The organism is Inhella crocodyli, assembly GCF_004004565.1.
Lineage (GTDB): Bacteria > Pseudomonadota > Gammaproteobacteria > Burkholderiales > Burkholderiaceae_C > Inhella > Inhella crocodyli.
In genome coordinates this window covers 174166-196775 of record NZ_SACM01000001.1, presented here as the reverse complement: position 1 = coordinate 196775, position 22610 = coordinate 174166, and the positions used below count along the sequence as shown (strand labels likewise).

Here is a 22610-nt window from a genome sequence, read left to right as displayed (position 1 = left end):
CCTGACCTACAGTCGGCGGGCCCATGCCCGCCGCCCGCCTGACCCCTCGCCTCGTCCTGCTGCTGACCCTGCCGCCCCTGGCCTGGGCCAGCAACGCGGTCTTGGGGCGGGCGCTGAGCGACAGCGTGCCGCCCATCCTGCTGAACGCCTTGCGCTGGACCGTGGTGCTGGCCTTGCTGCTGCCGCTGACCCAAGGCCTGTGGGCGCGGCGGTGCACCTGGTGGCAGGGCTGGCGCTGGTGGCTGCTCAGCGGGGTGCTGGGCATGGCGGCCTACAACGCCCTGCTCTACCAAGCGCTGCACACCTCCAGCCCGGTCAACGTCACCCTCATCGCCGCGAGCTTGCCGGTGGCCATGCTCGTCGTTGGTGCCCTGTTTTTTCACCACCACCCGACGGCCGGCCAGGCCCAAGGCGCACTGCTGTGCATGGCTGGCGTGCTGGTGGTGGTGAGCCAAGGCAGCTGGCAGCGTCTGGCCCAGGTGCACTGGGTGCAGGGCGACGCCTTGATGTTGGCGGCCACCCTCGCCTGGGCCGGCTACAGCTGGTTGCTGACCCGCCCCCCGGCCACGCTGGGCCCCGACTGGCCCTGGACCAACACCCTGGCCTTGCAGGCCATTGTCGGCCTGCTGTTCGCCTGGCCCTTGAGCGCCGCCGAGCAGGGTTGGACGGGGGTGGCCCTGCAACCGAGCTGGGCCTTGGGCGCCGGGGTGCTGTTCATCGCCCTGGGCCCGAGTTTGTTGGCCTACCGCTGCTGGGGCTTGGGCGTGGCGCAGGGCGGCCCGGCCTTGGCCGCCTTTTTCGCCAACCTGACCCCGCTGTTCGCCGCCCTCATGTCGTCCGCACTGCTGGGCGAGGCGCCACAGGCGCACCACGCCCTGGCCTTTGGGCTGATCGCTGCGGGTATTTCCTTGTCAGCGCGCAGGCCGGCGGCTGGTAAACCTTGACCCCATGCAAATCACCACCTCCCTGCGCTGGGCCGTCAGCTTGACGCTGATCCTCGGCCTGCTGGCGCCGGGCATGGGTTTGCTGCTGATCGAACAGCAAACCACCCGCGCGCGGGTGCTGGCCGAGCTGAAAGAAGAGCTCGACCGAAGCGCCACGGTGATGTCGCTGTCGATGGTCGAACCGCTGTGGCAGGTGTCCCCGGAACTGGCCCTGCCGCTGATCAGCGCCCAGTTCGAAGACAGCCGCTTCGTGCGCGTGATCGTCAACGACGTCAGCAGCAACGGACCGATGGTCGACTACCCGGAGAAGAAGGCCGATGCCGCCGGCCCCGACCCGGACCTGACCCTGGACACGCAGCGCGAGATCAAGCGCGAGGGCCGCGTCATCGGCAAGCTGCACCTGTGGATGAGCGCCGAGAAACAGCTGGCCGCGGCCCAACGCGCCTTGCTGTTCCAGGCCCTGCGCACGGCCCTGTTGGCGGCCGTGTCCATGGGCCTGATCCTGTGGGTGCTGCGCCGCCGGGTGCTGTCGCCCATGGAGCGCCTGGCCAGCGCCGCGGCGGCCCTGGGGGCGGGGCACCTCAACCGCCCGCTGAACACCGAGGGCGAGGACGAGATCAGCAAGGTCAGCCAGGCCATGGAGCAGATGCGGCAGGCCCTGCTCGAAGCCTTCGACCGCTTGCGCCTGCACGCCAGCACGCTGGAAGACACGGTGGCCCAGCGCACCGTCGAACTCACCAGCGCCAACGGCGAGCTCAAGCAGGCCCTGGTGCAGCTGCAGGCCGCGCAGCGCGAGCTGGTCGAGAGTGAGAAGCTGGCCTCCCTGGGTCGCCTGGTGGCCGGCGTGGCCCACGAACTGAACACGCCCCTGGGCAATGCCATGACCGTGGTCACTTCGCTCGAAGACCGCTGGGCGGAGTTGTCGCAGATGCTCAGCGCCGGCCAAGGGCTGCGCCGCAGCGTGCTGGACGCCCTCTTGGTGGACACCCGCCGCGGCCTGGACATCCTGCAGCGCAACGTCGGCCGCGCGGCCGAGTTGGTGCGCGACTTCAAGCAGGTGGCCGTCGACCAAACCAGCGACGCGCGCCGCGATTTCGACCTCGCGCAGGTGGTCACCGACGTGCTGGTGATGGTCGAGCCGCGCTACAAGAACACGCCCTACCAAATCGTCACCGACCTGGCGCCCAACCTGAAGATGAACAGCTTCCCGGGTTCGCTGGGCCAGGTGCTGACCAACCTGCTCATCAACGCCCTGGTGCACGGCCTGCACGACCGCCCCAGCGGCAGCGTGGCCGTCAGCGCCCGCGAGCTGCCTGAAACGCCGGGCTGGGTGGAACTCAGCGTGCGCGACGACGGCTGGGGCATGGACGAGGCCGTGCGCAAGCGCATCTTCGACCCCTTCTTCACCACCAAGCTCGGCCGCGGCGGCACGGGCCTGGGCATGCACATCGTGCACAACATCGTCACGCAGATGCTGGGCGGCCAAATCGACGTCAGCAGCGTGCCAGGCAAAGGCTCGACGATGACCCTGCGCCTGCCCTGCCTGGCGCCCGAGCGCAAGGAAGACGACAGCCTGGACTCCTAAACTCCGGGGATCGCCCCCGTCCCGGAGTTTTCATGCCCACCGTGATCCGCCACGACGACCTCGTGGAATCCGTCGCCGCCGCGCTGCAGTACATCAGCTACTACCACCCGGCCGACTACATCCAGCACCTGGCCCGCGCCTACGAGCGCGAGCAAAGCCCCGCGGCCAAGGACGCCATCGCGCAGATCCTGACGAACAGCCGCATGTGCGCCGAAGGCAAGCGTCCGATCTGCCAGGACACCGGCATCGTCAACGTGTTCCTGAAGATCGGCATGGACGTGAGCTGGGCCGGCTTCCCGGGCTCCATCCAAGACGCCGTGAACGAGGGCGTGCGCCGCGCCTACAACCACCCGGACAACAAATTGCGCGCCTCGGTGCTGGCCGACCCCATCTTCGAGCGCAAGAACACCAAGGACAACACGCCGGCCGTGGTCTTCATGGAGGTGGTGCCCGGCAACACCGTCGACGTGATCGTCGCCGCCAAGGGCGGTGGCTCCGAAAACAAGAGCAAGGTCTACATGCTCAACCCCAGCGACAACATCGTCGACTGGGTGCTCAAGACCGTGCCCACCATGGGCGCCGGCTGGTGCCCGCCGGGCATGTTGGGCATCGGCGTGGGCGGCACGGCCGAGAAGGCGGCGCTGCTGGCCAAAGAGGCCCTGATGGACGACATCGACATGTACGAGTTGCTGCAGCGCGGTCCGCAGAACAAGCTGGAAGAGCTGCGCATCGAGCTGTACGAAAAGGTCAACGCCTTGGGCATTGGGGCCCAGGGCTTGGGCGGCCTGACCACCGTCCTGGACGTCAAGATCAAGACCTACCCAACGCACGCGGCCAGCAAGCCCATCGCCATGATCCCCAACTGCGCGGCCACCCGCCACGCGCACTTCGTGCTCGACGGCAGCGGCCCGAGCTACATCGAGCCGCCATCCTTGAGCCTGTGGCCCGACGTGCACTGGGCCCCCGACTACAACAAGAGCACCCGCGTCGACCTGAACACCCTGACCAAAGAGCAAGTCGCCAGCTGGAAGCCGGGCCAAACCCTGCTGCTCAACGGCAAGATGCTGACGGGGCGCGACGCCGCGCACAAGCGCATCCAGGACATGCTGGCCAAGGGCGAGAAGCTGCCCGTGGACTTCACCAACCGCGTCATTTACTACGTGGGCCCGGTGGACCCGGTGCGCGACGAGGTGGTGGGCCCCGCCGGCCCGACCACCGCCACGCGCATGGACAAGTTCACCGAAATGATGCTGTCGCAAACCGGCCTGATCTCGATGGTGGGCAAGGCCGAGCGCGGCCCGCTTGCCATCGAAGCCATCAAGCAGCACAAGAGCGCCTACCTGATGGCCGTGGGCGGCGCCGCCTACCTCGTGTCCAAGGCCATCAAGGCCGCCAAGGTGGTCGGTTTCGAAGACCTCGGCATGGAGGCGATCTACGAATTCGACGTCGTCGACATGCCCGTCACCGTGGCCGTGGACGCGGGCGGCACGAGCGCCCACAACACTGGCCCGGCCGAGTGGTCGGCCAAGATCGGCAAGATCCCGGTGGCCGTGGCCTGAACCCGGCCCAGCCCGTTCACCAGGCCGCGCAAGCGGCCTTTTTTTTTCGCGCCCGGGGCGGCGGCGCTCAGCGCTGGTGCAGCACCCGCTGCGGGTAAGGGATGTCCACGCCCCGCTCGCGCAGCAGGGCCAGCACGGCCAGGTTGACGTCGCTGCGCACGCTGCCAGCCCCGTTCTCGGGGTCGGCGATCCAATAGACGACCGTCAGCTCCAGCCCATCGGCCCCGAACTGGCTGAGTTGCACGCTCGGCGGCGGGTCGGTCTGGATGCGCGGCACGGCCTGAACGGCCGCCTGCAAGGCGGGCATCAGGGTGGCCAAGTCGGCGTCGTAGGGCACGCTGACGGTGGCACTCAAGGCCACCTTCGGGTCGGCCAGGCTGCTGTTTTCCACGCGCTGCGTGATCAGCAGCTCGTTGGGCACGATGCTCTCGCGGCCGTTGAGCGCGCGGATCACCGTGTAGCGCGTCTTGATGTCGGTGATGCGGCCTTCAAAACCGTCGACCCGCACCATGTCGCCGATGCGCAGCGAGCGCTCGGCCAGGATGACGAAGCCGCTGACGTAGTTGCTGGCCAGCTTCTGCAGGCCAAAGCCGATGCCCACGCCCAGGGCGCCACCCAGCACCGAAAGGGCCGTGAGGTCGATGCCGGCGCTGGTCAGGGCCACGAGCAAGCCCACGAAGAGCAGCAGGGCCTTGGCCAGGTTGGCCACGATCTTGCGCGAGGAGATGTCGTCGCCCGTGGCGCCGCGCAGCAGTCGGCTCTCGATGGCGGCCGACAGCCACAGGGCCACCACCATGACCAGCACCACCGAGAAGCTCGCCTCGAGCATCGTGGCCAAGCTGATGTACTTGCCGCCCAGCTTCCACTGGTGCGACTCCAACTCGCCCCAGACCAAGGGCCACAGGCCCGTGACCCAAAGCACCGAGCCCCCCCAGGCCAACCAGGACACCGAGCGCTCGACCATCGCCGCCCAGCGCGAATCGGGCCAGGCCGCGCGCAGCACGCGCGCCACCACCCGGATCAACAGCAGCGACACCAGCAGCGGCAGGGCGAGGCGCACCAAGCCGGGCTGCAGGCCCCACAGCGGCAGCAGCCACTTCAGGCCCCAGGCCAGGGCCAAGGCCAGGGCCGGGAACAGGGCCCCGTCGATGCCGTGGTCGCCCAGCATGACCGAGGCGGCCACCTCGGCCGCATCGCGCTCGCGTCGGCGGGCGAGAAACCAGGCCAATGCCGCGGCAGCGCCCAGCACGGCGAGAAGCAGCACGCCCTCCCAGGCGATGCCGGGCTGGGCCAGCAGGCCCTCCCATTGCGTCCAAGTGTTCATCCGGCCATTGTCCAGGGCCGGCGCGGTCCCGGCCGGCCGCTCAGGCGCTGCGGGCTTGGCGGCGCAGTTCCACGGCGTCGACCTCGGCGATGCTGCGGTCGCTGGCCTTGAGGCGGAACAGGCTCATGGTGTCGGCCACGGCCTCCACCTGGCTGGACACACTCATCGCCGCCGAGGCCAGTTCTTCCACCATCGCGGCGTTTTGCTGGGTGATGCCGTCGATGTGCGTCACCGCCTCGTTGATCTGCGCGATGCCCGACTGTTGCTCGGCGGTGGCGTGGCTGATTTCTTGCAGCACCTGCGACACCCGCGCCACGGAGGCCACGGCCGCGTCCATTTGCGACTGCGCCGTTTGCGTGTGGGCGTTGCCCGTGCGCACCCGCTCGGAGGCATCGGTGATCAGCTTGCGCACCTCCTTGGCGGCCTCGGTGGTGCGCTGCGCCAGGGCGCGCACCTCGGCGGCCACCACGGCAAAACCGCGCCCGCTGTCGCCCGCCCGCGCCGCCTCCACGGCCGCGTTCAGCGCCAGGATGTTGGTCTGGAAGGCCACGCCTTCGATGACTTGGATGAAGTCGGCAATCCGGTCCGAGGCCGACTGGATCTGGACCATGGCCTGGGCCGCGTCGCGCACGCTGGCGTTGGTCTCGGCGGCCAGGCTGGCCGCCTCGGCCGACATGGAAGCGCCCTGCTGCGCCGAGCCCGCGCTTTGCTGCACGGTGCCGTTGATCTGGTCCATCGTCGCCGCGGTCTGCTCCAGGCTCGAGGCCTGGGACTCGGTGCGCGACGACAGGTCTTGGTTGCCCGCGGCGATCTCTTGCACCGCCGTGCGCAGGCCCTCGATGGCGTTGCGGCAGTCCAGCACCACGGTGCGCAGGTTGACCGCCACCTGGTTGAGGCTGCGCTCCAGGTTCATCCACGGGCCCCGCGAGACCTCCAGGGGCTCGGCACACAGGTCGCCCGCGGCCACCTGCAGCGCATGGCGCGTCACGCGTTCCAAGCGCTTCTCGACCGACACGTGCTTGGCCCAGGCCGTGGCGGCCAGGGTGGCCGCGGCCACGGGCAGCCACACCAAAGGACCCCACGGGGCCGACCAGCCCGTGAGCACGGCGCCGACGCCGGCCGTGGCCCCCACGGACCCAATGCGGTGACCCCACCCGCGCAAGAAGCTGCGGGCGCGACTCACCGGGTCGCGCAAAGAAATCTGCCCCGCCGACAGCACCGTGCGCAAAGCACCGCCGCGCACTTCGTCGCGCATCTGGGCGTACAAGGTCTCTGCCTGCTGCACCTGGCTCCGGCTGGGGGAGGTTCGCACCGACACGTAGCCCATCGTGCGATCGCCCGCGCGCAGCGGCGTCACGTTGGCCTCCACCCAATAGTGGTCGCCGTCCTTGCGCCGATTCTTGACCATGCCCGTCCAAGGCAGGCCCAGCTCGATCGTGGCCCAGAGGTCGCGAAAGGCCTCCTCGGGCATGTCCAGGTGCCGCACCAGGTTGTGAGGCTGGCCCAGCAGTTCCTCTCTGCCGTAGCCGCTGACGGCCACGAAGGCGTCGTTGCAGTAGGTGATGCGCCCCTTGGGGTCCGTGACCGACACGAGCGTGACCTCGGGCGGAAACGTGAACTCACGTTGGGTAACGGGACCGCTTTGTCTCATGAACTCCCCCTGGTTGACTCACCACGTTCACCGACTCAGCCCCCCCTCAAGCGGCCTAGTTGCACTGCCGTTGCATGAGGAGTTGCACACTTGTTACATCGGACCATCCTATTGGGACATCGACGCCGCAGTCGGCCCCTTGACTCAGCGCAATCCTGGGCTTGTCAAACGGATCCAACTGGTGATGCCCATGACTTGCATCACACGCCGACGCGGCTCACACCGCCGCCAACACCCGCAGGTGCGCGCACACGCTGCGGGCCAGGGCCCACACGTGGTAGCCGCCTTCGAGGCAGCTGACGATGCGCCCTTGGGCGTGCTTGGCGGCCACGTCGGCCAGTTGCTGGGTGATCCAGGCGTAGTCCACCTCGGTCAAGCGCAGCAGGCCCAGGGGGTCGAGTTGGTGGGCGTCGAAGCCCGCACTGACGAAGAGCATTTGCGGGCGAAAGGCCTCCAGCGCCGGGATCCATTGGGCGCGGATGTGCTCGCGGATCTCTTGGCTGCCCGTGTGCGCGGGCAGGGGCAGGTTCAGCATGTTGTCGCCCTTGGGCGGCACGCCGCTGAAGGGGTAGAGCGGGTGCTCGAACAGGCCCACCATCAGCGCCCGCGGGTCGCCCGCCAGGATGTCCTCGGTGCCATTGCCGTGGTGCACGTCAAAGTCCACCACCGCCACCCGCTGCAGGCCCCCGTGCACCAAGGCGTAGCGCGCGGCCAGGGCCACGTTGTTGAGGAAGCAAAAGCCCATCGCCTTGTCGCGCGTGGCATGGTGGCCCGGCGGGCGCACGGCACAGAAAGCGTTGCGCACCCGCCCCGCCAAGACCTGCTCGGTGGCCTGCAAGGCCGCACCGGCGGCATGCAGAGCCGCGGTCAGGGTGTGCGGGTTGGCGGCGGTGTCGGGGTCGAGCTGCACCACCTGGGTCACCGCGCCCAGGCGCTGGCGCAGGGCGCTCAAGTAGCCGGGGCTGTGCGCCAAGCGCAGTTCTTCCCAGGTGGCGGCCCGGGCCTGCACCACGTCCAGGTGCTCGATCAGGCCGGTGCTGCACAGGGCCTCGTCGATGGCGTCCAGGCGCTCGGGGCACTCGGGGTGCCCGGCCCCCATGGCGTGTTGCCAGAAGCTGGGGTGGGTGAAAAACGCGGTCCGCATCGAAGGTTGTTGGCTTTGCGCTAAGGTCGGCCCATGAAACCAGACCCCTTGCACTCGCCCGGTGGCGACGCCCTGCCGGCCCTCTTGGCCCAGGTGCAAAACCAGATTAGCACGGTGATCAAGGGCAAGGCCACGCAAGTGGCCGACTGCTTGGCCTGCTTGGTCGCCGGGGGGCACCTGCTGATCGAGGACCTGCCGGGCGTGGGCAAGACCACGCTGGCCCAGGCCCTGGCCCTGACCCTGGGCCTGCAGTTCTCCCGCACCCAGTTCACCGCCGACCTGCTGCCCAGCGACCTCACGGGGGTCAACGTTTTCGACCGGCAGGCCGGCCAGTTCGTGTTCAAGCCCGGCCCGGTGTTCGCGCAGGTGCTGCTGGCCGACGAAATCAACCGGGCGGGCCCCAAAACCCAGTCGGCCCTGCTCGAGGCCATGGAAGAGCGCCAGGTCACGGTGGAGGGCCTCAGCCACGCCCTGCCCCAGCCCTTCTTCGTCATCGCCACGCAGAACCCCACCGAGCAGCTGGGCACCTACCCGCTGCCGGAGTCGCAGCTCGACCGCTTTTTGATGACCATCCGCCTGGGCTACCCCGACCGCGCCGCCGAGCGCGAGTTGCTGGCGGGGGGCGACAGCCGCGAGCAGTTGGCCGCCCTGCGCCCGGTGATGAGCCCGGCCCAGCTGCAACAGGCCCAGGCCGCGGCGCGGCAGATCGCCGCGAGCCCGGCACTGCTCGATTACCTGCAAGCGCTGCTCGAGGCCACGCGCGGGGGCCAGTGGTTCACCGAGGGCCTGAGCCCGCGCGCCGGCCTGGCCTGGCTGCGGGCCGCCCGCGCCAAGGCCTTGCTGGCCGGGCGCGCGCACGTGTCGCCCGACGACGTGCAGGCCGTGGCGGTGCAGGTGCTGGCGCACCGGCTGCACGCCCGCGCGGGCAGCGGCCGCGGCAGCGTGGAGCAGGTGCGGGCCCTGATCGACGGCGTTCCCCTGCCCTGAGCGGTTGCCGGCCATGTGGAACGCCGCCCGGCGACGCTGGCAGGCCTGGTGGAAGTCGCGCCACCCGGCACGCGACACGCAAACCCTGACCCAGCGCAACCTGTACATCGTGCCCACGGCCGTCGGGGCGGCCTTCGTGCTGACCCAGCTCTTGCTGCTGGTCGCCTCCATCAACGACCAGCTCAGCCTGGGCTACGCGCTGACCTTCCTGCTGTGCGGGGCCGGCCTGGCCTCCATGCACACCACGCACGGCAACCTGCGTGGCCTCACGCTCAGCCTGTTGCCTCCCCCCGCCGGCCATGCCGACGCCGACCAAGCCATCACCGTGCGCCTGCACAACCCCGGGCGGGCGCGCTTTGGCATCGGCCTGCGCCTGGCCGATGCCCCGGCTGGCAGCCTGGCCTGGGTGGACGTGCCCGCCCAAAGCCTGGCCGAGTTGACCCTGCACTGGAAGGCCCCGGGCCGAGGCCTGCACGAGCTGCCCGTGCTGCGGGTGGAAACGCGCTACCCGCTGGGGTTGTTCGTCGCCTGGAGCTACTGGCGCGCCGCCAGCCGCCAGTGGGTCTACCCCGCGGCCGAGCAGCCCTGCCCGCCCCTGCCCCCGGGCCGGGCCGTGGGCCACGAGGCGCCGCCCCAGCCCCACGCGATGCGCGCCGGTGGGGGCGATGAGCTGCACGGGGTGCGCCCCTGGCGCGAGGGCGACGGACTGCGCCACGTGCTGTGGAACAAGGCCGCCCAGCAGTCCGATCCCAACGCGCCGCTGTGGGTGCGGGAATGGAGCGCGCCGCCACAGGGACAAGACTGCTGGCTGGACGCGGACGACACCCTGGGCTTGCCCGACGAGCAGCGCTGGCAGCGCTTGACGGCCTGGGTGTTGGCCGCCGACCGCCGCGCCCTGGACTGGGGCCTGCGCCTGCCCGGCCAGGAACTGCCCCTGGGCCAGGGACCGAAGCAAAAGCGGCAAGCGCTGGAGCGACTTGCCTTGGTGGGGATGGCGCCATGACCCTGAGCCGCGAGCAGCGCGACACCGGCTTCCTCATCGGCGTGGTGGCCCTGGCCATCGGGCCGCACCTGTGGCGCGTGCCCCTGTGGGCGGCAGCCCTGGCGCTGGCGCTGCTGGCCTGGCGAGCGGCCCTGGCTTGGCGCACGAAGGCGCTGCCGGCGCGCTGGGTCCTGCTGCTCATCGCCGTCGCCGCCGCCGTCGGGGCCAAGCTGAGCCACGGGGTGCTGGTGGGCCGGGCCAGCGGGCTGACCCTGGTCAGCATCCTGCTGGCGCTGAAGCTCTTGGAGATGCACGGCCGCCGGGACGCCTTCGTCGTGTTCTTCCTCGGCTTCTTCTTGGTGCTCACGCAGTTCCTGTACAGCCAGGCGCTGTGGGTGGCGGCGTGGACCCTGCTCAGCGTCTGGGGCCTGCTGACCGCGCTGGTGCTGGCCCAGATGCCCCTGGGGCAGCCCAGCCTGAAGATCGCCGCGCGCGAGGCGGCCCGCACGACCGCCTATGGCCTGCCCGTGATGGTGCTGCTGTTCCTGCTGTTCCCGCGCATCGGCCCCCTGTGGGGCGTGCCCAGCCACACCGGCAGCGCGGGCCTGTCGGACGAGATGAGCTTCGGCGACGTCTCCACCTTGGCCCTGGACGAGCGCATCGCGCTGCGCCTGCGCCCCATCGAGGGCCGCCTGCCGCCGCCCGGCCAGTTTTACCTGCGCGGTCGGGTGCTGACCGTGTTCGACGGCCAGGCCTGGAAGCCAGCCAACGCCGTTGCCGCGCCGCCCGAAGCGCTGGTGCTCAGTGGCGGCGTGCTGCGCTACGAAATGATGCTGGAGCCGCTGCGCGCCAGCGTGCTGCCCGTGCTGGAGCACAGCCCTGGCCAGCCGGGCGAGACCTGGCAGCTCGAGGGCCTGACCCTGCAACGCAGCCCCGACCTCAGCTGGGTGGCGCCCCGCCCCATGACCGAAACCTTGCGGGTCGAGGCCGTGGCCGTGCCGCCCAGCGGCGTGCAGCGGGGCCCCTTCGACGAGCACCCCAGCCTGCGCGCCGCCCGCGTCCTGCCGCCGGGTCTGAACCCGCGGATGCGCGACTGGTCGCAGGCCTTGCGCGCGCGCGCCGGCAGCGACGCCGCCTTCGTCCAGGCCGTGCTCTCGCACATCCGCCAATCCCCCTTCGCGTACACGCTGAACCCCGGCGTCTACGGCGAGTTCACGCCGCACGGCATCGACGAGTTCTGGTTCGACCGGCGCCTGGGCTTTTGCGAGCACTACGCCAGCGCCTTCGTCGTGGCCTTGCGCAATGCCGGGGTGCCGGCACGGGTGGTCACTGGTTACCAGGGGCACGACCCCGAGCCCCAAGACGGCTGGACGGTGGTGCGCAATGCCAACGCCCACGCCTGGGCCGAGTACTGGCTGCCGGGCCAAGGCTGGCTCCGGGCCGACCCGACGGGCGCGGTCGCTCCCGAGCGCGTGGAGCGCGGTCTGGCCCTGATCGCGCCCACCGGCGTGCTGCGCGGCGCCATCGACGCGGTCAACCCCACGCTCTGGGCCGGCGTGCGGCGGCTGGCGGAAGGCCTGGACCTGCGCTGGCAAGCCTGGGTCTTGGACTACAAGCGCGACCAGCAGTTCAAGCTGCTCGACGACCTCGGCTTCGACGCGCCCGACTGGACCGCCCTGGGCCAGGTCGCGGCCGGGACGATCGCGCTGCTGGCGACGATGACCCTGGCCTGGCAGCGCTGGCAGGCGCGCCGCCGCGACGCCTGGCCGCAGCGCCTGGCCCGCGTGCATGCCAGCCTTCTTGAGCGCGGCTGGCCCGCCCGGCCGAACGAAGCGCCGCTGCGCTGGGCCCAGGCGGTGCGCGAGGCCGGGGGGCCACCGGCGGCGGCCCAGGCGCTGGTCGAGCTCGAGGCCTGGCGCTACGGCCCCGAAGCCACACCGGCCGAAGGCTGGCGCGAGCGGCGGCGCGAGGCGGCGCGCTGGCGCGCCTGGTGGCGCCGCTGGCGCCAGGCCTTGAAGGGCAGCGCCTAAATCCGTTCCGCGTCGTCGTGGCGCGGGGGCGTGTCTTGGGCCTGTCGCAGCGGGCTGCTGCGCGGTGCCGGCGGGTAGCTGTCGGCGTCGTAGGCCGGCCCCTTCATCACGCGCACCACCATGCAGCCCACGCCCACGGTGACGGCCAGCACGGTCATGAGCACCGACCAACCGGCGCTGGTGTAGGTCCACAGGCCCAAGACTGCTTCATCGCCCGGCCAAAAACCGGCCGAGGCCGCCCAGTGCCGCAGCAGCACCGCCAGCCAGGGCAGCCCGCAGGCCCAGGCCCAGGCGCGGGGCAGGCGGCGCCACAACCAGCGCTCCCGGCCTGGCGGGGCCGTGTCGGGTCGGCTCATCCGGCGCCGGCCGAGGCCAGCAGGTCGTCGCCGTGCACCGACACCAGGGCCGGGCGGCCCACCACCAGGGGGTCCACGGCCCCGACGGTGGGCAGGTCCTTGTTGGCGTAGGGCAGGCGGTGGAGCAGGTAACGCATGGCGTTCAGGCGCGCGCGCTTTTTGCAGTCGCTTTTGACCACCGTCCACGGGGCGTCGGAGGTGTCGCAGTGCAAGAACATGGCCTCTTTGGCGCGGGTGTAGTCGTCCCACTTGTCGAGCGAGGCCACGTCCACCGGGCTGAGCTTCCACTGCTTGAGGGGGTGCGCCTCGCGCTCCTTGAAGCGGCGACGCTGTTCCGCGCGGCTCACCGAAAACCAGAACTTCACCAGGTGCACGCCGCTGCGCACCAGGTGGCGCTCGAACTCGGGCGCTTGGCGCATGAACTCGTCGTACTCGGCGTCGCTGCAAAAGCCCATCACGCGTTCAACGCCAGCGCGGTTGTACCAACTGCGGTCGAAGAGCACGATTTCGCCCTTCGTGGGCAGGTGCTGGATGTAGCGCTGGAAGTACCACTGGCCGCGTTCGACGTCGCTGGGCTTCTCCAGGGCCACGACCCGCGCGCCGCGCGGGTTGAGGTGCTCCATCATGCGTTTGATGGTGCCGCCCTTGCCGGCCGCGTCGCGGCCTTCAAAGAGGATGACGACGCGTTGGCCGGTTTCCTTCACCCAGGCCTGCAGCTTCAGCAGCTCCACCTGCAGCCGGTACTTCTCGCGCTCGTAGCGCTTGCGGCTCAGCAGGTTCTTGTAGGGGTAGCGGCCGTCGCGCCACTTGGGGTGCAGCTCGGTGTCGGGGTCGACGCCGGGCGTGGGCGGGTTGTCGGTCTCGCGCTGGAACAAGGCCTTGCGCAGGGCCTTGGCCTCGTCGGGCGAGGCCCCGGCGATCAAGGCCCGCAGTTGCTGCACGGCCTCGTGGTCGCTGAGCAAGCCCTGCCGACCCTGGTGCAGCACCTCGCGCACCGCCTCGTGCTGGCGGGTCTGGGTGCGCGCGGTGCCGCGCGCGACCCGGTCGGCCTGCGGGCTGGGCGTGCGGGGGCGGCGGGGCTTGGCCTCGGGCGGGGTGGGGGCGGTGGCCGCGGGGGCGATGTCGGTGGGGGTGCGGGTGCTGCGTCGGGTCATGGGGCCTCCTTCGTCGATGATGTCACCGGTGCCCTTCGGGGCCCTTGCGCGCGATCAAATCGCCCCCGCTCCCTGTTGTCCCCTTCCCGATGCCCCTGTTTTCTCTCCGCCTGCACCCCTGGGCCCTGGCGGCCGCCCTCGCCCTGACGGCCAGTTCTTGGCCCGCCCCGCCAGCCCAAGCCGCCACAGCGGCCGTCAGCGCCAAGAAGAAGAACGCCAAGGCCAAGAAGCCGCGCCCGTCGCTGCGCACCCCCGCCCAAACCCCCGGCTTCGGCGACCCCGCCCACGGCCGAAGCCCGGGCGATTACGCCCAGCGCGAGGACGTGGCCGCCTGGGCGCGCGAGTGGGCCAGCGCCCAAGGCGCTCCGGCCGAATCGGTGATGGCCGTGCTGGCCCAGGCGCGCTACCAAAAGCGGGCGGCCCAGCTGATGATGCCGGCGCCCGCGGGGGCGGCGAAGGATTGGGGCGCCTACCGCGACCGCTTCGTCGAGCCGGTGCGCCTGCAAGCCGGCCTGCGGTTTTGGGCCCAGTACGCCGATACCCTCGCGCGGGCGGAGGCGCAGTACGGCGTGCCGGCTCCGCTGATCATGGGCATCCTGGGCGTGGAAACGAACTACGGCCAAATCATGGGCAACTACCGCGTGCTGGACGCCCTGGCCACGCTGGCTTTCGACTTCCCCGGTCAGCGCAGCGACCGCAGCCCCTTCTTCCGCGAGCAACTGGGCGAGTTCCTGCAACTAGCCCAGGCCGAAGGGCGCGACCCGACCGAGTTCAAGGGCAGCTTCGCCGGTGCCATGGGCTTCGGCCAGTTCATGCCCGGCAGTTGGCGCGCCCACGCGGTGGATTTCGACGGCGACGGTCACATCGACCTCATCGGCAACCCGACCGACGCCATCGGCTCGGTGGCCCACTTCCTGGTCCAGCACGGCTGGCAGCCGGGCCTGCCCACCCACCGCATGGTGGACGCGCCGAGCGACCCCGCGCAGCGCGATCGCCTGCTGGCGCCCGACCTGGACGGCGCCTGGCGCTTGGCCGACTTGCAGGCCGCGGGTTTGGCCACCGAGGGCCTGCCCGACGTCCCCTGGGCGCTGCAAGCCCTGGAGAACGGGGCCGACGCCCCGCGCACGCACTTCCTGGCCAGCCGCAACTTTTGGGTCGTGACCCGCTACAACCGCTCCTCGTACTACGCCCTGGCCGTCATCAGCCTGGGCGAGCGCCTGGCCGCGCTGCGCAACGCCCCCTGAGCCCCCGCCGGCGGCGCGATTTATGCTCGCCGCCCCTTCGAAACCGACGCCGCCCCTGCTGCCATGGTCAAGTCCCTCCTATCCTCCCTGATCGCCCTCAGCCTGGGCGGCGCCGTGTTGGCCACCCTGCCCGTGCACGAGGCGCAGGCCCAGACCAAGAAGACGGCCAAGACCAGCAAGGCCAAGGCCAAGCCGGCCGCGCGCAAGCCCGCGCCCAGTGCCAAGGGAACGGCCAAGGCCGCCGGCAGCGCCAACAGCCCAGGCATGCTGGCCGGCGACGCCGCGCTGGCCCAGGCCCAGGCCCTGGACGCCCAGGCCGTGCAGGCCGCCGCCGCGCGCAAGGCCGCCGGCTCGCCCGCCTTGAACACCGGCGAGGTCATGAACGCCACCACGCCGGACGACTGGCGCGAGCCCGACCCGCAGAACGTCGTGCTGATGGAGATCCGCCCCAGCGCCACCGCCGCGCCGCAGCAGGTGTGGATGGAGTTGGCGCCACGCTTCGCGCCCGAGCACGCGGCCAACATCCGCGCGCTGGTGCGCGGCGGCTACTTCGACGGCCTGGCCGTGCTGCGCGTGCAGGACAACTTCGTCACGCAGTGGGGCGACCCGGGCGACCCCGTCGGCGCCGACAACGCCAAGACCCGCCCGCTGCCCGAGGCCGCCAAGCCCAAGCTGCCGGCCGAGTTCGACACCGCGCTGGCCGGTCTGCCGCTGCACGCGCTGGTGGAAACCGACGGCTGGGCGCCGTTGAACGGTTTCGTCGACGGCTTCCCGGTGGCCGCCGATCCGGCCAAGACGCCGCAGGGCCGCGCCTGGCTGGCGCACTGCTACGGCGTGGTGGGCGCCGGCCGCGGCAACGAGATCGACAGCAGCAACGGCGCCTCCCTGTACGCCGTCATCGGCCACAGCCCCCGGCCGCTGGACCTGAACATCACCGTCGTGGGCCGCATCCTCAAGGGCATTGAGCACCTGGCCGCCCTGCCCCGCGGCGGCGGCAACATGGGCTTCTACAAGCCCGAGGAAGCGCGCCCGCCCTTGATGAGCGCCAAGCTGCTGGCCGACCTGCCGGCCGCCGAGCGCCCGAAGGTGCAGGTGCTGCGCACCGACACCCTGACCTGGGCCAACCTGCTGCACACCCGCCGCTACCGCGGCGGCTGGTACGTCGCCAGCAGCGGCCGCGTGGACCTGTGCAGCAGCACGGTGCCGGTGCGCGTGACGCCCCCCACCGCCCCTGTCAACCCATGAGCGGGGAGCGCCGCGCGGGCGCCAGCTGGGGCAATTGGGCGCTGCGCGCCCTGGGCGTGCTGATCCTGGCCATGGCCGTCAGCGTGGCGGCCTTCAAGGCCCCCGACCGCCCGCTGGAAAGCCTGGTCGCCCGCTGGGCGCCACCGCCCTCGCAGTTCATCGAACTGCCCGTGCCCGGTGGGCCGCAGCTGACCCACCTGCGCGACGAGGGCCCGCGCACCGATCCCCTGCCCATCCTCCTGCTGCACGGCACCTCCGACAGCCTGCACACCTGGGACGGCTGGGTGCGCGAACTGAGCAAAACCCGCCGCGTGTTGCGCGTCGACCTGCCGGGCTTCGGGCTCACCGGGCCGGCGGCCCACGGCGACTACGGCATCCGCCGCTACGTCGAGTTCGTGCACGCCCTGCTCGAGCAGCAGCAGCTGGGGCGCGTGGTCATCGCGGGCAACTCTTTGGGCGGCGAGGTGGCCTGGATGACGGCCGCCGCCCACCCCGAGCGGGTGGCCGGCCTCGTGCTGCTCGACCCGGCGGGCCTGCCCTTCGAGCCCGAGGCCCTGCCCCTGGGCTTCCAGATGAGCGCCACCTCGGTGGGAAGCTGGATGGGGCGCTACCTGCTGCCCCGCCCCATGGTGCGCAACAGCGTGGAGGCCGTGTTCGGCCGCCCCGAGCGGGTGCCCCAGGCTGAAGTAGACCGCTTCTTCGAGATGGCCGTGCGCGCCGGCAACCGCGAGGCCCTGCACCTGCGCCTGCAAGCCCTGATGGCCGAGCGGGCCCAAGGCCTGCAGGTGCCGGAATGGCCCAAGGTGCTAGCGCCCACGCTGCTGGTCTGGGGGGAGAAGGACCGCCTGATTCCCCCGCGCACGGCCGAGTCCTACCTGAAGGCCCGCGCGCCCCAGGCCCCGCCGGCCGAACTGCGCGTGCTGCCCGGCCTGGGCCACGTGCCCCAGTTGGAGGACCCGGCCGCCTCCCTGGCCGCGGTGCGCCCCTTCTTGGACGGCTTGAAGTGAGCCCCCGCCCGTGATCCTCAACGTCAGCACCTACCGCTTCGTGCCCCTGCCCGACGCCGCCGACCTGGTGGCGCCGCTGAAGGCACGCGCGCTGGCGCTGGACCTCAAAGGCACCGTGCTGCTGGCCGAAGAAGGCATCAACCTGTTCCTGGCCGGCCCCGCCGAGGCCGTCAACGCCTGGTTGGACGCGCTGCGCCAAGACCCGCGCTTTGCCGGCCTGCCGGCCAAGGAAAGCTGGAGCGACACCCAGCCCTTCCAACGCCTGAAGGTCAAGGCCAAGCGCGAAATCATCCGCATGGACCACCCGACCATCCAGCCCGCCCAGGGCCGCGCGCCGGCGCTGCCGCCCGCGACGCTCAAGCGCTGGCTGGACCAAGGCCACGACGACGCCGGCCGGCCGGTGACGATGCTCGACACCCGCAATGGCTTCGAGGTGGACGCCGGCGCCTTCGACCACGCCGTCGACTGGCGCCTGCGGAAATTCACCGACTTCCCGCCGGCGCTGCGCGCGCACGCGGCCGAGTTCGAAGGGCACACCGTCGTCAGCTACTGCACCGGGGGCATCCGCTGCGAAAAGGCCGCCCTGCTGATGCAGCAAACCCTGCCGCCAGGCACGCCCGTCTACCAACTCGAAGGCGGCATCTTGAAGTACTTCGAAGAAGTGGGCGGCGCGCACTACCACGGCACCTGCTTCGTGTTCGACGAGCGCGAGACCCTGGACCCCGACTTGCATCCCCTCCGTCAGCCCCACCCCGAGCCGCTGCCATGACCCTCGACCGCCGCGCATTCACCCCCTTGTTGTTGGCGCTGGCCCTCGCGGCCTCGACGCTCACCCAGGCCCAAGGGGCCAAGTTGCGCATCGGCGTCGAGGGCGCCTACCCGCCCTTCAGCGAGGTGGACGCCAAGGGCGAGCTCAAGGGCTTCGAGATCGACCTGGCCCGCGCCTGGTGCGCCCGCATGAAGCGCGAGTGCGAACTGGTCAAGCTGGATTTCGACGGCCTGATCCCCGCGCTGCAGGCGCGCAAGATCGACGCCATCGTGGCCTCGCTGTCCATCACCGAGGCCCGCCTGAAGGCCATCGCCTTCAGCCGGCCCTACTACTCGACGCCGCAAACCTTCATGGCCCGCGCCGGCACCGGCCCCGACATCAGCCCCAAGGCCCTGGCGGGCAAGCGCATCGGCGTGCAGTCGGCCACCATCAACGAGGCGTATGTGACAGCGCTTTACGGCCAGAGCCAAATCACCCGTTACGCCACGCAGGACCAGGTCTACCTCGACCTCAAGAGCGGCCGCATCGACTACACCTTGGTGGACAAGGTGGCCGCCGAGACCTTCGTGCAATCGCCCAGCGGCCAGGGCGTGGCCACGGTGGGCCCGGCGCTGCGCGACCCCAAGTACTTCGGCCAGGGCGTGGGCGTGGGGCTGCGCAAGGCCGACGCCGCCGCCTTGGGCGCCGCCTTCAACGCCGCCATCGCGGCCGGGCGGGCCGATGGCAGCTTCGAGCGCCTGTCGCGCAAGTACTTTCCCTACGACATCGCGCCCCCCTGAGTCGGCCCGAGCCCGCCCCCAGGCGTTAAGGTTCGGCCCTTGCCCCTCCCAGCAACCCATTTCGAGGAGTTTTCATGATCCGTCGCACCCTGGTGGCCCTGGCCGCCGCCGCCCTGGCCGTGTCCGTCACCCCCGCCCTGGCCCAAGGCAAGAAGCTCCGCATCGGCGTCGAAGGCGCCTACCCTCCCTTCAGCGAGGTGGACGCCAAGGGCGAACTCAAGGGCTTTGAGATCGACCTGGCCCGCGCCTGGTGCGCGCAGATGAAGCGCGAGTGCGAGTTGGTCAAGACCGACTTCGACGGCCTGATCCCCGCGCTGCAAGCCCGCAAGATCGACGCCATCGTGGCCTCGATGTCCATCACCGACGAGCGCAAGAAGGCCATCGCCTTCAGCAAGGCTTACCTGGCCTCGCCGGCCATCTTCGTGGCCAAGTCGGGCACCAAGGGCGACATCTCGCCCGCCGCGCTCAAGGGCAAGAAGATCGGCGTGCAGTCGGCCACCACCTTCGAGACCTACGCCGCCGCCATCTACAAAGACGCCAACATCGTGCGCTACCAAACCCAGGACCAGATCTACCTGGAGCTGAAGGCCGGCCGCGTCGACTACACCCTGGTGGACAAGTACGCCGTCGACAGCTTCCTCAAGAGCGACGCCGGCAAGGGCATGGCCTTCGTGGGCCCGGACATCGACGACGAGAAGTACTTCGGCATCGGCATCGGCGTCGGCTTGCGCAAGGCCGACGAGAAGACCCTGGGCGCCGCGCTGAACGCCGCGATCGACGCCGTCAACGCCAGTGGCGAGTACAAGAAGCTCTCGAGCAAGTACTTCGCCTACGACGTCGCCCCGAAGAAGAAGTAAGGCCCCAAGGCCCCACGCCCCATGCTCCATGGCTTCCTGCCCAGCCTGCTGCAAGGCGCCCTGCTCACCCTGAGCTTGGCCCTGGCGTCGCTGGGCGTGGCCATGGTCCTGGGGCTGGTGGCCTGCTTCGCCAAGATCAGCCGCAACCGCCTGGCCCGCTGGCCGGCCCAGTGGTACACGACGGTGGTGCGCGGCATCCCCGACCTCGTGCTGGTGCTGCTGGTGTTCTACGGCGGGCAGGTGCTGGTCAACGACCTCGCGCTGGCCTTGGGCCACGAGGACTACATCGACGTCGACCCCTACGTGGCCGGCGTGCTCACCATCGGCTTCATCTTCGGCGCCTACCTGGCCGAGGCCTTCCGGGGCGCCTACTTGGCCGTGCCGCCGGGGCAGCGCGAGGCCGCGTTGGCCTACGGCATGAGCCCCTGGCAGGCCGCGTGGCGGGTGCAACTGCCGCAGATGCTGCGCCACGCCTTGCCCGGCGTCAGCAACAACTGGCTGGTGCTGATCAAGAGCACGGCCATCGTCTCGGTCATCGGCCTGGACGACCTCATGAAGCGGGGCGGTGACGCCGCCGGCGCCACCAAAGAGCCCTTCGTGTTCTTCCTGGCGGTGGGCCTGATTTACCTCGTGTTCACCAGCCTGAGCGAGCTTTTCTTCGCCTGGGCACAGAAGAAGCTCGCCATCGGCGTGCGCCAGGGCGTGCTGTGACGGAAAACTGGCAAACCATCGCCAACAACCTGCCGCTGTACCTGAGCGGCGTGGGCGTCACGCTGCAGCTGCTGGCCATTTCGCTCGCCCTGGGCCTGCTCATCGCCATCCCACTGGGCGTGCTGCGCGCCCTGCCCAACCCCTGGGTGTGGCGCCCCATCTGGGCCTACACCTACGTGTTCCGCGGCACGCCCATGCTGGTGCAGCTCTTCCTCATTTACTACGGGCTGGGCCAGTTCGAGTGGGTGCGCAACAGCTTCGCGTGGGAGTGGCTGCAGAACGCCTGGTTCTGCGCCTGCCTGGCCTTCGTGCTCAACACCGCGGCCTACACCACCGAGATCGTGGCCGGTGCCATCCGCGCGCTGCCCCACGGCGAGATCGAGGCGGCCAAGGCCTACGGCATGGACCGCCTGACCCTGATGCGCCGCATCGTGCTGCCCTCGGCCCTGCGCCGCGCGCTGCCGGCCTACGGCAACGAGGCCATCTTCATGCTGCACGGCACCTCGCTGGCCATGCTGGTCACCATCGTGGACATCACGGGCGCTGCCAAGCGCGTGTACGCCGTGCACTACATCCCTTTCGAGGCCTACATCACGGCCGGGGTGTTCTACCTGACGCTGACCCTGGCCATGGTGGCCGTGTTCCGCTGGGCCGAGAACCGCTTTCTCAAGCCCTTGATGCCGCGCTGAGCGGCGTCCCAGCCCCTTCCCCCGTTGCCGCGGCGCCGCAGGCCTTGCGCCAATGCGACGCGCTTTTGCGCTGCCGCCGCTTGGGGGCAGGACCCCCTCCGAAACCCGATGGGCGGCCCCGGGGGGCCTGGGCAGACTGGCCCGACCTTGCTACCGGTCGGTCTCCCATGAAGTTCAAGCTCCCCAACACCTTCGTGCTGCTGTTCGCGCTGCTGGCACTGATCGCGCTGTCCACCTGGTTCGTGCCCGGCGGCCAGTACGACACGGTGCTGGTCAACGGCAAAAAGGTCGTCGACCCCGACACCTTCCGCCACGTGCCCGCCAATCCCCAGGGCCTGGTGGCCCTGCTCACGGCCCCGATCAAGGGCTTCGTCGAGGCGGCGCTGATCATCGGCTTCGTGCTCTTGGTGGGCGGCGCCTTCAACGTGCTGCACAAGACCGAGGCCATCGACGCCATGATCAAGTCGGTGGCCAAGGCGCACAGCCGCTCCCAACTGGTGCGCGTGGGCCTGATCCCGCTGTTCGTGACCCTGTTCTCCATCGGCGGCGCCACCTTCGGCATGGCCGAGGAGGCCATCCCCTTCGTGCTGATCTTCATCCCGCTGGCGCTGGCCTTGCGCTACGACTCGGTGGTGGGCGTGGCCATCCCCTTCGTGGGCTCGCAAATCGGCTTCGCCACCGCCTTCCTGAACCCCTTCAACGTGGGCATCGCGCAGCAAATCGCCGGCGTGCCCATGTTCTCGGGCCTGGGTTTTCGCTTCGTTTGCTGGCTGGTGTTCACGGCCGTGACCATCGCGTTCTTGATGGTCTACGCCGCGCGCATCAAGGCCGACCCCCGCCGCAGCTACACCTTTGCGCTGGACGAGGAAAAGCGCAAGTCCCTGGACCTGAGCGCCTTCGAGCGCTTCACCGGCATGACCCTGCGGCACAAGCTCGTGCTGTGGCTGTTTGCCGCCACGCTGGGCGGCATGATCGTCGGCGTGGTGAAGTACGAGTGGTACATCCACGAGATCGGCGCGCTCTTCCTGGTCATGGCCATCGCCGTGGGCCTGGTGACCCGCCTCAAGGCCGACGATTGGGTGGCCGCCTTTGTGGGCGGCGCCAAGGACATGGTCAGCACCGCGCTGGTCATCGCCCTGGCCAAGGCCACGGTCGTGCTGCTGCGCGACGGGCACATCATCGACACCCTGTTGCACCACCTGGCCCCCTGGGTCGAGTCCAGCAGCGCCATCTTCTCGGCGCAGAAGATGTTCGTCATCCAGTCGGTGATCAACTTCTTCATCCACAGCGGCACCGGCCAGGCCGCGCTGACCATGCCCATCATGGCGCCGCTGGCGGACTTGGTGGGCGTCACCCGCCAGCTGGCCATCTTGGCCTTCCAGTTCGGCGAGCTGAGCACGCCGATCATCCCCACCTCGGGCATCACCGTCGGCGTGCTGGCCCTGGCCGGCATCCCCTACACGACCTGGGTGCGGGCCATGCTCAAGATGCAGCTGGCCTACTTCGTCATCGCCTTGATCCTGCTGGGCGTGGGGGCCTCGATCGGCTGGGCCTGAGCGCCGTGACGGCTTGAAAAGAACAGGCCCCAGCGCT

General features: G+C 70.3%; 20 protein-coding genes. 15 read left to right on the top strand and 5 right to left on the bottom strand.

The genetic code is table 11. From position 1 onward, the window contains the following. Positions 1–23: 23 nt before the first annotated feature. From EOD73_RS00905 to EOD73_RS00895, 3 genes are read left to right on the top strand one after another with little or no spacing between them, the layout of a single operon-like run. A complete protein-coding gene (locus tag EOD73_RS00905) occupies positions 24–944 on the top strand; it encodes a DMT family transporter (RefSeq protein ID WP_127679968.1) in 921 nt (306 codons plus the stop codon). Between the two features lie 4 nt (positions 945–948). After that, the gene (locus EOD73_RS00900) at positions 949–2529 is read left to right on the top strand and encodes a sensor histidine kinase (protein ID WP_127679965.1); all 1581 of its coding nucleotides are present in this window, start codon (positions 949–951) and stop codon (positions 2527–2529) included. 32 nt (positions 2530–2561) lie between these two features. Next, complete coding sequence (locus EOD73_RS00895; RefSeq protein WP_127679963.1) at positions 2562–4088, top strand: fumarate hydratase; 1527 nt, start codon at positions 2562–2564, stop codon at positions 4086–4088. Between the two features lie 67 nt (positions 4089–4155). Here EOD73_RS00895 and EOD73_RS00890 read toward each other — a convergent pair whose 3' ends face one another. The 3 genes from EOD73_RS00890 to EOD73_RS00880 form a co-directional block, all read right to left on the bottom strand. Then, on the bottom strand, positions 4156–5412 hold the full coding sequence (locus EOD73_RS00890) for a mechanosensitive ion channel family protein (protein WP_127679961.1): 1257 nt from the start codon (positions 5410–5412) through the stop codon (positions 4156–4158). 40 nt (positions 5413–5452) lie between these two features. Next, a complete protein-coding gene (locus EOD73_RS00885; protein ID WP_127679959.1) occupies positions 5453–7063 on the bottom strand; it encodes a methyl-accepting chemotaxis protein in 1611 nt (536 codons plus the stop codon). Between the two features lie 217 nt (positions 7064–7280). Further along, positions 7281–8207 carry a histone deacetylase family protein gene (locus EOD73_RS00880; RefSeq protein WP_127679957.1) on the bottom strand — a complete coding sequence of 309 codons (927 nt, stop codon included), beginning with the start codon at positions 8205–8207 and terminating at the stop codon, positions 7281–7283. Between the two features lie 33 nt (positions 8208–8240). Here EOD73_RS00880 and EOD73_RS00875 point away from each other — a divergent pair, with 33 nt between their 5' ends. The 3 genes from EOD73_RS00875 to EOD73_RS00865 are packed head-to-tail and all read left to right on the top strand — an operon-like array spanning position 8241 to position 12206. Beyond that, positions 8241–9194 (top strand): AAA family ATPase, encoded by a 954-nt coding sequence (locus tag EOD73_RS00875; protein WP_127679955.1) that lies wholly within the window; start codon positions 8241–8243, stop codon positions 9192–9194. Between the two features lie 13 nt (positions 9195–9207). Beyond that, complete coding sequence (locus tag EOD73_RS00870; RefSeq protein WP_127679954.1) at positions 9208–10197, top strand: DUF58 domain-containing protein; 990 nt, start codon at positions 9208–9210, stop codon at positions 10195–10197. Beyond that, positions 10194–12206: a transglutaminase TgpA family protein gene (locus tag EOD73_RS00865; protein ID WP_127679952.1), complete on the top strand. Its 2013-nt coding sequence runs from the start codon at positions 10194–10196 to the stop codon at positions 12204–12206. The genes EOD73_RS00870 and EOD73_RS00865 overlap by 4 nt, the downstream gene beginning before the upstream one ends. Here the strand turns inward: EOD73_RS00865 and EOD73_RS00860 are convergent. Together EOD73_RS00860 and ppk2 are read right to left on the bottom strand one after the other, a co-directional pair. Beyond that, positions 12203–12562 carry a hypothetical protein gene (locus EOD73_RS00860; protein ID WP_127679950.1) on the bottom strand — a complete coding sequence of 120 codons (360 nt, stop codon included), beginning with the start codon at positions 12560–12562 and terminating at the stop codon, positions 12203–12205. The two genes, EOD73_RS00865 and EOD73_RS00860, sit on opposite strands and share 4 nt — an antisense overlap. Further along, positions 12559–13716, bottom strand: coding sequence for a polyphosphate kinase 2 (gene ppk2 / locus EOD73_RS00855; protein ID WP_127679948.1), 1158 nt, complete (start codon positions 13714–13716; stop codon positions 12559–12561). Before ppk2 ends, EOD73_RS00860 begins: the two co-directional genes overlap by 4 nt. 89 nt (positions 13717–13805) lie before the next feature. On the opposite strand from ppk2, the gene mltB reads away from it, so the two are divergent. The 9 genes from mltB (at position 13806) to EOD73_RS00810 (ending at position 22573) form a co-directional block, all read left to right on the top strand. Beyond that, positions 13806–14960, top strand: a complete 1155-nt coding sequence (gene mltB, locus EOD73_RS00850) for a lytic murein transglycosylase B (protein ID WP_127679946.1) — start codon at positions 13806–13808, stop codon at positions 14958–14960. A 63-nt stretch (positions 14961–15023) separates the two neighbouring features. Further along, a complete protein-coding gene (locus EOD73_RS00845; RefSeq protein WP_205702391.1) occupies positions 15024–16205 on the top strand; it encodes a peptidylprolyl isomerase in 1182 nt (393 codons plus the stop codon). Then, positions 16202–17212 (top strand): alpha/beta fold hydrolase, encoded by a 1011-nt coding sequence (locus tag EOD73_RS00840; RefSeq protein ID WP_127679943.1) that lies wholly within the window; start codon positions 16202–16204, stop codon positions 17210–17212. The genes EOD73_RS00845 and EOD73_RS00840 overlap by 4 nt, the downstream gene beginning before the upstream one ends. Positions 17213–17222: 10 nt before the next feature. Beyond that, the gene (locus EOD73_RS00835; protein ID WP_127679941.1) at positions 17223–17981 is read left to right on the top strand and encodes a sulfurtransferase; all 759 of its coding nucleotides are present in this window, start codon (positions 17223–17225) and stop codon (positions 17979–17981) included. Next, positions 17978–18760, top strand: a complete 783-nt coding sequence (locus tag EOD73_RS00830; protein ID WP_127679939.1) for a transporter substrate-binding domain-containing protein — start codon at positions 17978–17980, stop codon at positions 18758–18760. Before EOD73_RS00835 ends, EOD73_RS00830 begins: the two co-directional genes overlap by 4 nt. Before the next feature lie 74 nt (positions 18761–18834). Continuing rightward, positions 18835–19617 (top strand): lysine/arginine/ornithine ABC transporter substrate-binding protein, encoded by a 783-nt coding sequence (locus EOD73_RS00825; protein ID WP_127679937.1) that lies wholly within the window; start codon positions 18835–18837, stop codon positions 19615–19617. A gap of 21 nt (positions 19618–19638) precedes the next feature. Next, on the top strand, positions 19639–20328 hold the full coding sequence (locus EOD73_RS00820) for an ABC transporter permease (protein WP_127679935.1): 690 nt from the start codon (positions 19639–19641) through the stop codon (positions 20326–20328). After that, positions 20325–21017, top strand: coding sequence for an ABC transporter permease (locus EOD73_RS00815; RefSeq protein ID WP_127679933.1), 693 nt, complete (start codon positions 20325–20327; stop codon positions 21015–21017). Before EOD73_RS00820 ends, EOD73_RS00815 begins: the two co-directional genes overlap by 4 nt. A gap of 167 nt (positions 21018–21184) precedes the next feature. Then, positions 21185–22573, top strand: coding sequence for a YfcC family protein (locus EOD73_RS00810; protein ID WP_127679931.1), 1389 nt, complete (start codon positions 21185–21187; stop codon positions 22571–22573). Positions 22574–22610: the final 37 nt, after the last annotated feature.

Coding starts and splice junctions, on each gene's coding strand:
- EOD73_RS00905 (WP_127679968.1), top strand. CDS start 24: ATGCCCGCCGCCCGCCTGACCCCTCGCCTCGTCCTGCTGCTGACCCTG.
- EOD73_RS00900 (WP_127679965.1), top strand. CDS start 949: ATGCAAATCACCACCTCCCTGCGCTGGGCCGTCAGCTTGACGCTGATC.
- EOD73_RS00895 (WP_127679963.1), top strand. CDS start 2,562: ATGCCCACCGTGATCCGCCACGACGACCTCGTGGAATCCGTCGCCGCC.
- EOD73_RS00890 (WP_127679961.1), bottom strand. CDS start 5,412: ATGAACACTTGGACGCAATGGGAGGGCCTGCTGGCCCAGCCCGGCATC.
- EOD73_RS00885 (WP_127679959.1), bottom strand. CDS start 7,063: ATGAGACAAAGCGGTCCCGTTACCCAACGTGAGTTCACGTTTCCGCCC.
- EOD73_RS00880 (WP_127679957.1), bottom strand. CDS start 8,207: ATGCGGACCGCGTTTTTCACCCACCCCAGCTTCTGGCAACACGCCATG.
- EOD73_RS00875 (WP_127679955.1), top strand. CDS start 8,241: ATGAAACCAGACCCCTTGCACTCGCCCGGTGGCGACGCCCTGCCGGCC.
- EOD73_RS00870 (WP_127679954.1), top strand. CDS start 9,208: ATGTGGAACGCCGCCCGGCGACGCTGGCAGGCCTGGTGGAAGTCGCGC.
- EOD73_RS00865 (WP_127679952.1), top strand. CDS start 10,194: ATGACCCTGAGCCGCGAGCAGCGCGACACCGGCTTCCTCATCGGCGTG.
- EOD73_RS00860 (WP_127679950.1), bottom strand. CDS start 12,562: ATGAGCCGACCCGACACGGCCCCGCCAGGCCGGGAGCGCTGGTTGTGG.
- ppk2 (WP_127679948.1), bottom strand. CDS start 13,716: ATGACCCGACGCAGCACCCGCACCCCCACCGACATCGCCCCCGCGGCC.
- mltB (WP_127679946.1), top strand. CDS start 13,806: ATGCCCCTGTTTTCTCTCCGCCTGCACCCCTGGGCCCTGGCGGCCGCC.
- EOD73_RS00845 (WP_205702391.1), top strand. CDS start 15,024: ATGGTCAAGTCCCTCCTATCCTCCCTGATCGCCCTCAGCCTGGGCGGC.
- EOD73_RS00840 (WP_127679943.1), top strand. CDS start 16,202: ATGAGCGGGGAGCGCCGCGCGGGCGCCAGCTGGGGCAATTGGGCGCTG.
- EOD73_RS00830 (WP_127679939.1), top strand. CDS start 17,978: ATGACCCTCGACCGCCGCGCATTCACCCCCTTGTTGTTGGCGCTGGCC.
- EOD73_RS00825 (WP_127679937.1), top strand. CDS start 18,835: ATGATCCGTCGCACCCTGGTGGCCCTGGCCGCCGCCGCCCTGGCCGTG.
- EOD73_RS00820 (WP_127679935.1), top strand. CDS start 19,639: ATGCTCCATGGCTTCCTGCCCAGCCTGCTGCAAGGCGCCCTGCTCACC.
- EOD73_RS00810 (WP_127679931.1), top strand. CDS start 21,185: ATGAAGTTCAAGCTCCCCAACACCTTCGTGCTGCTGTTCGCGCTGCTG.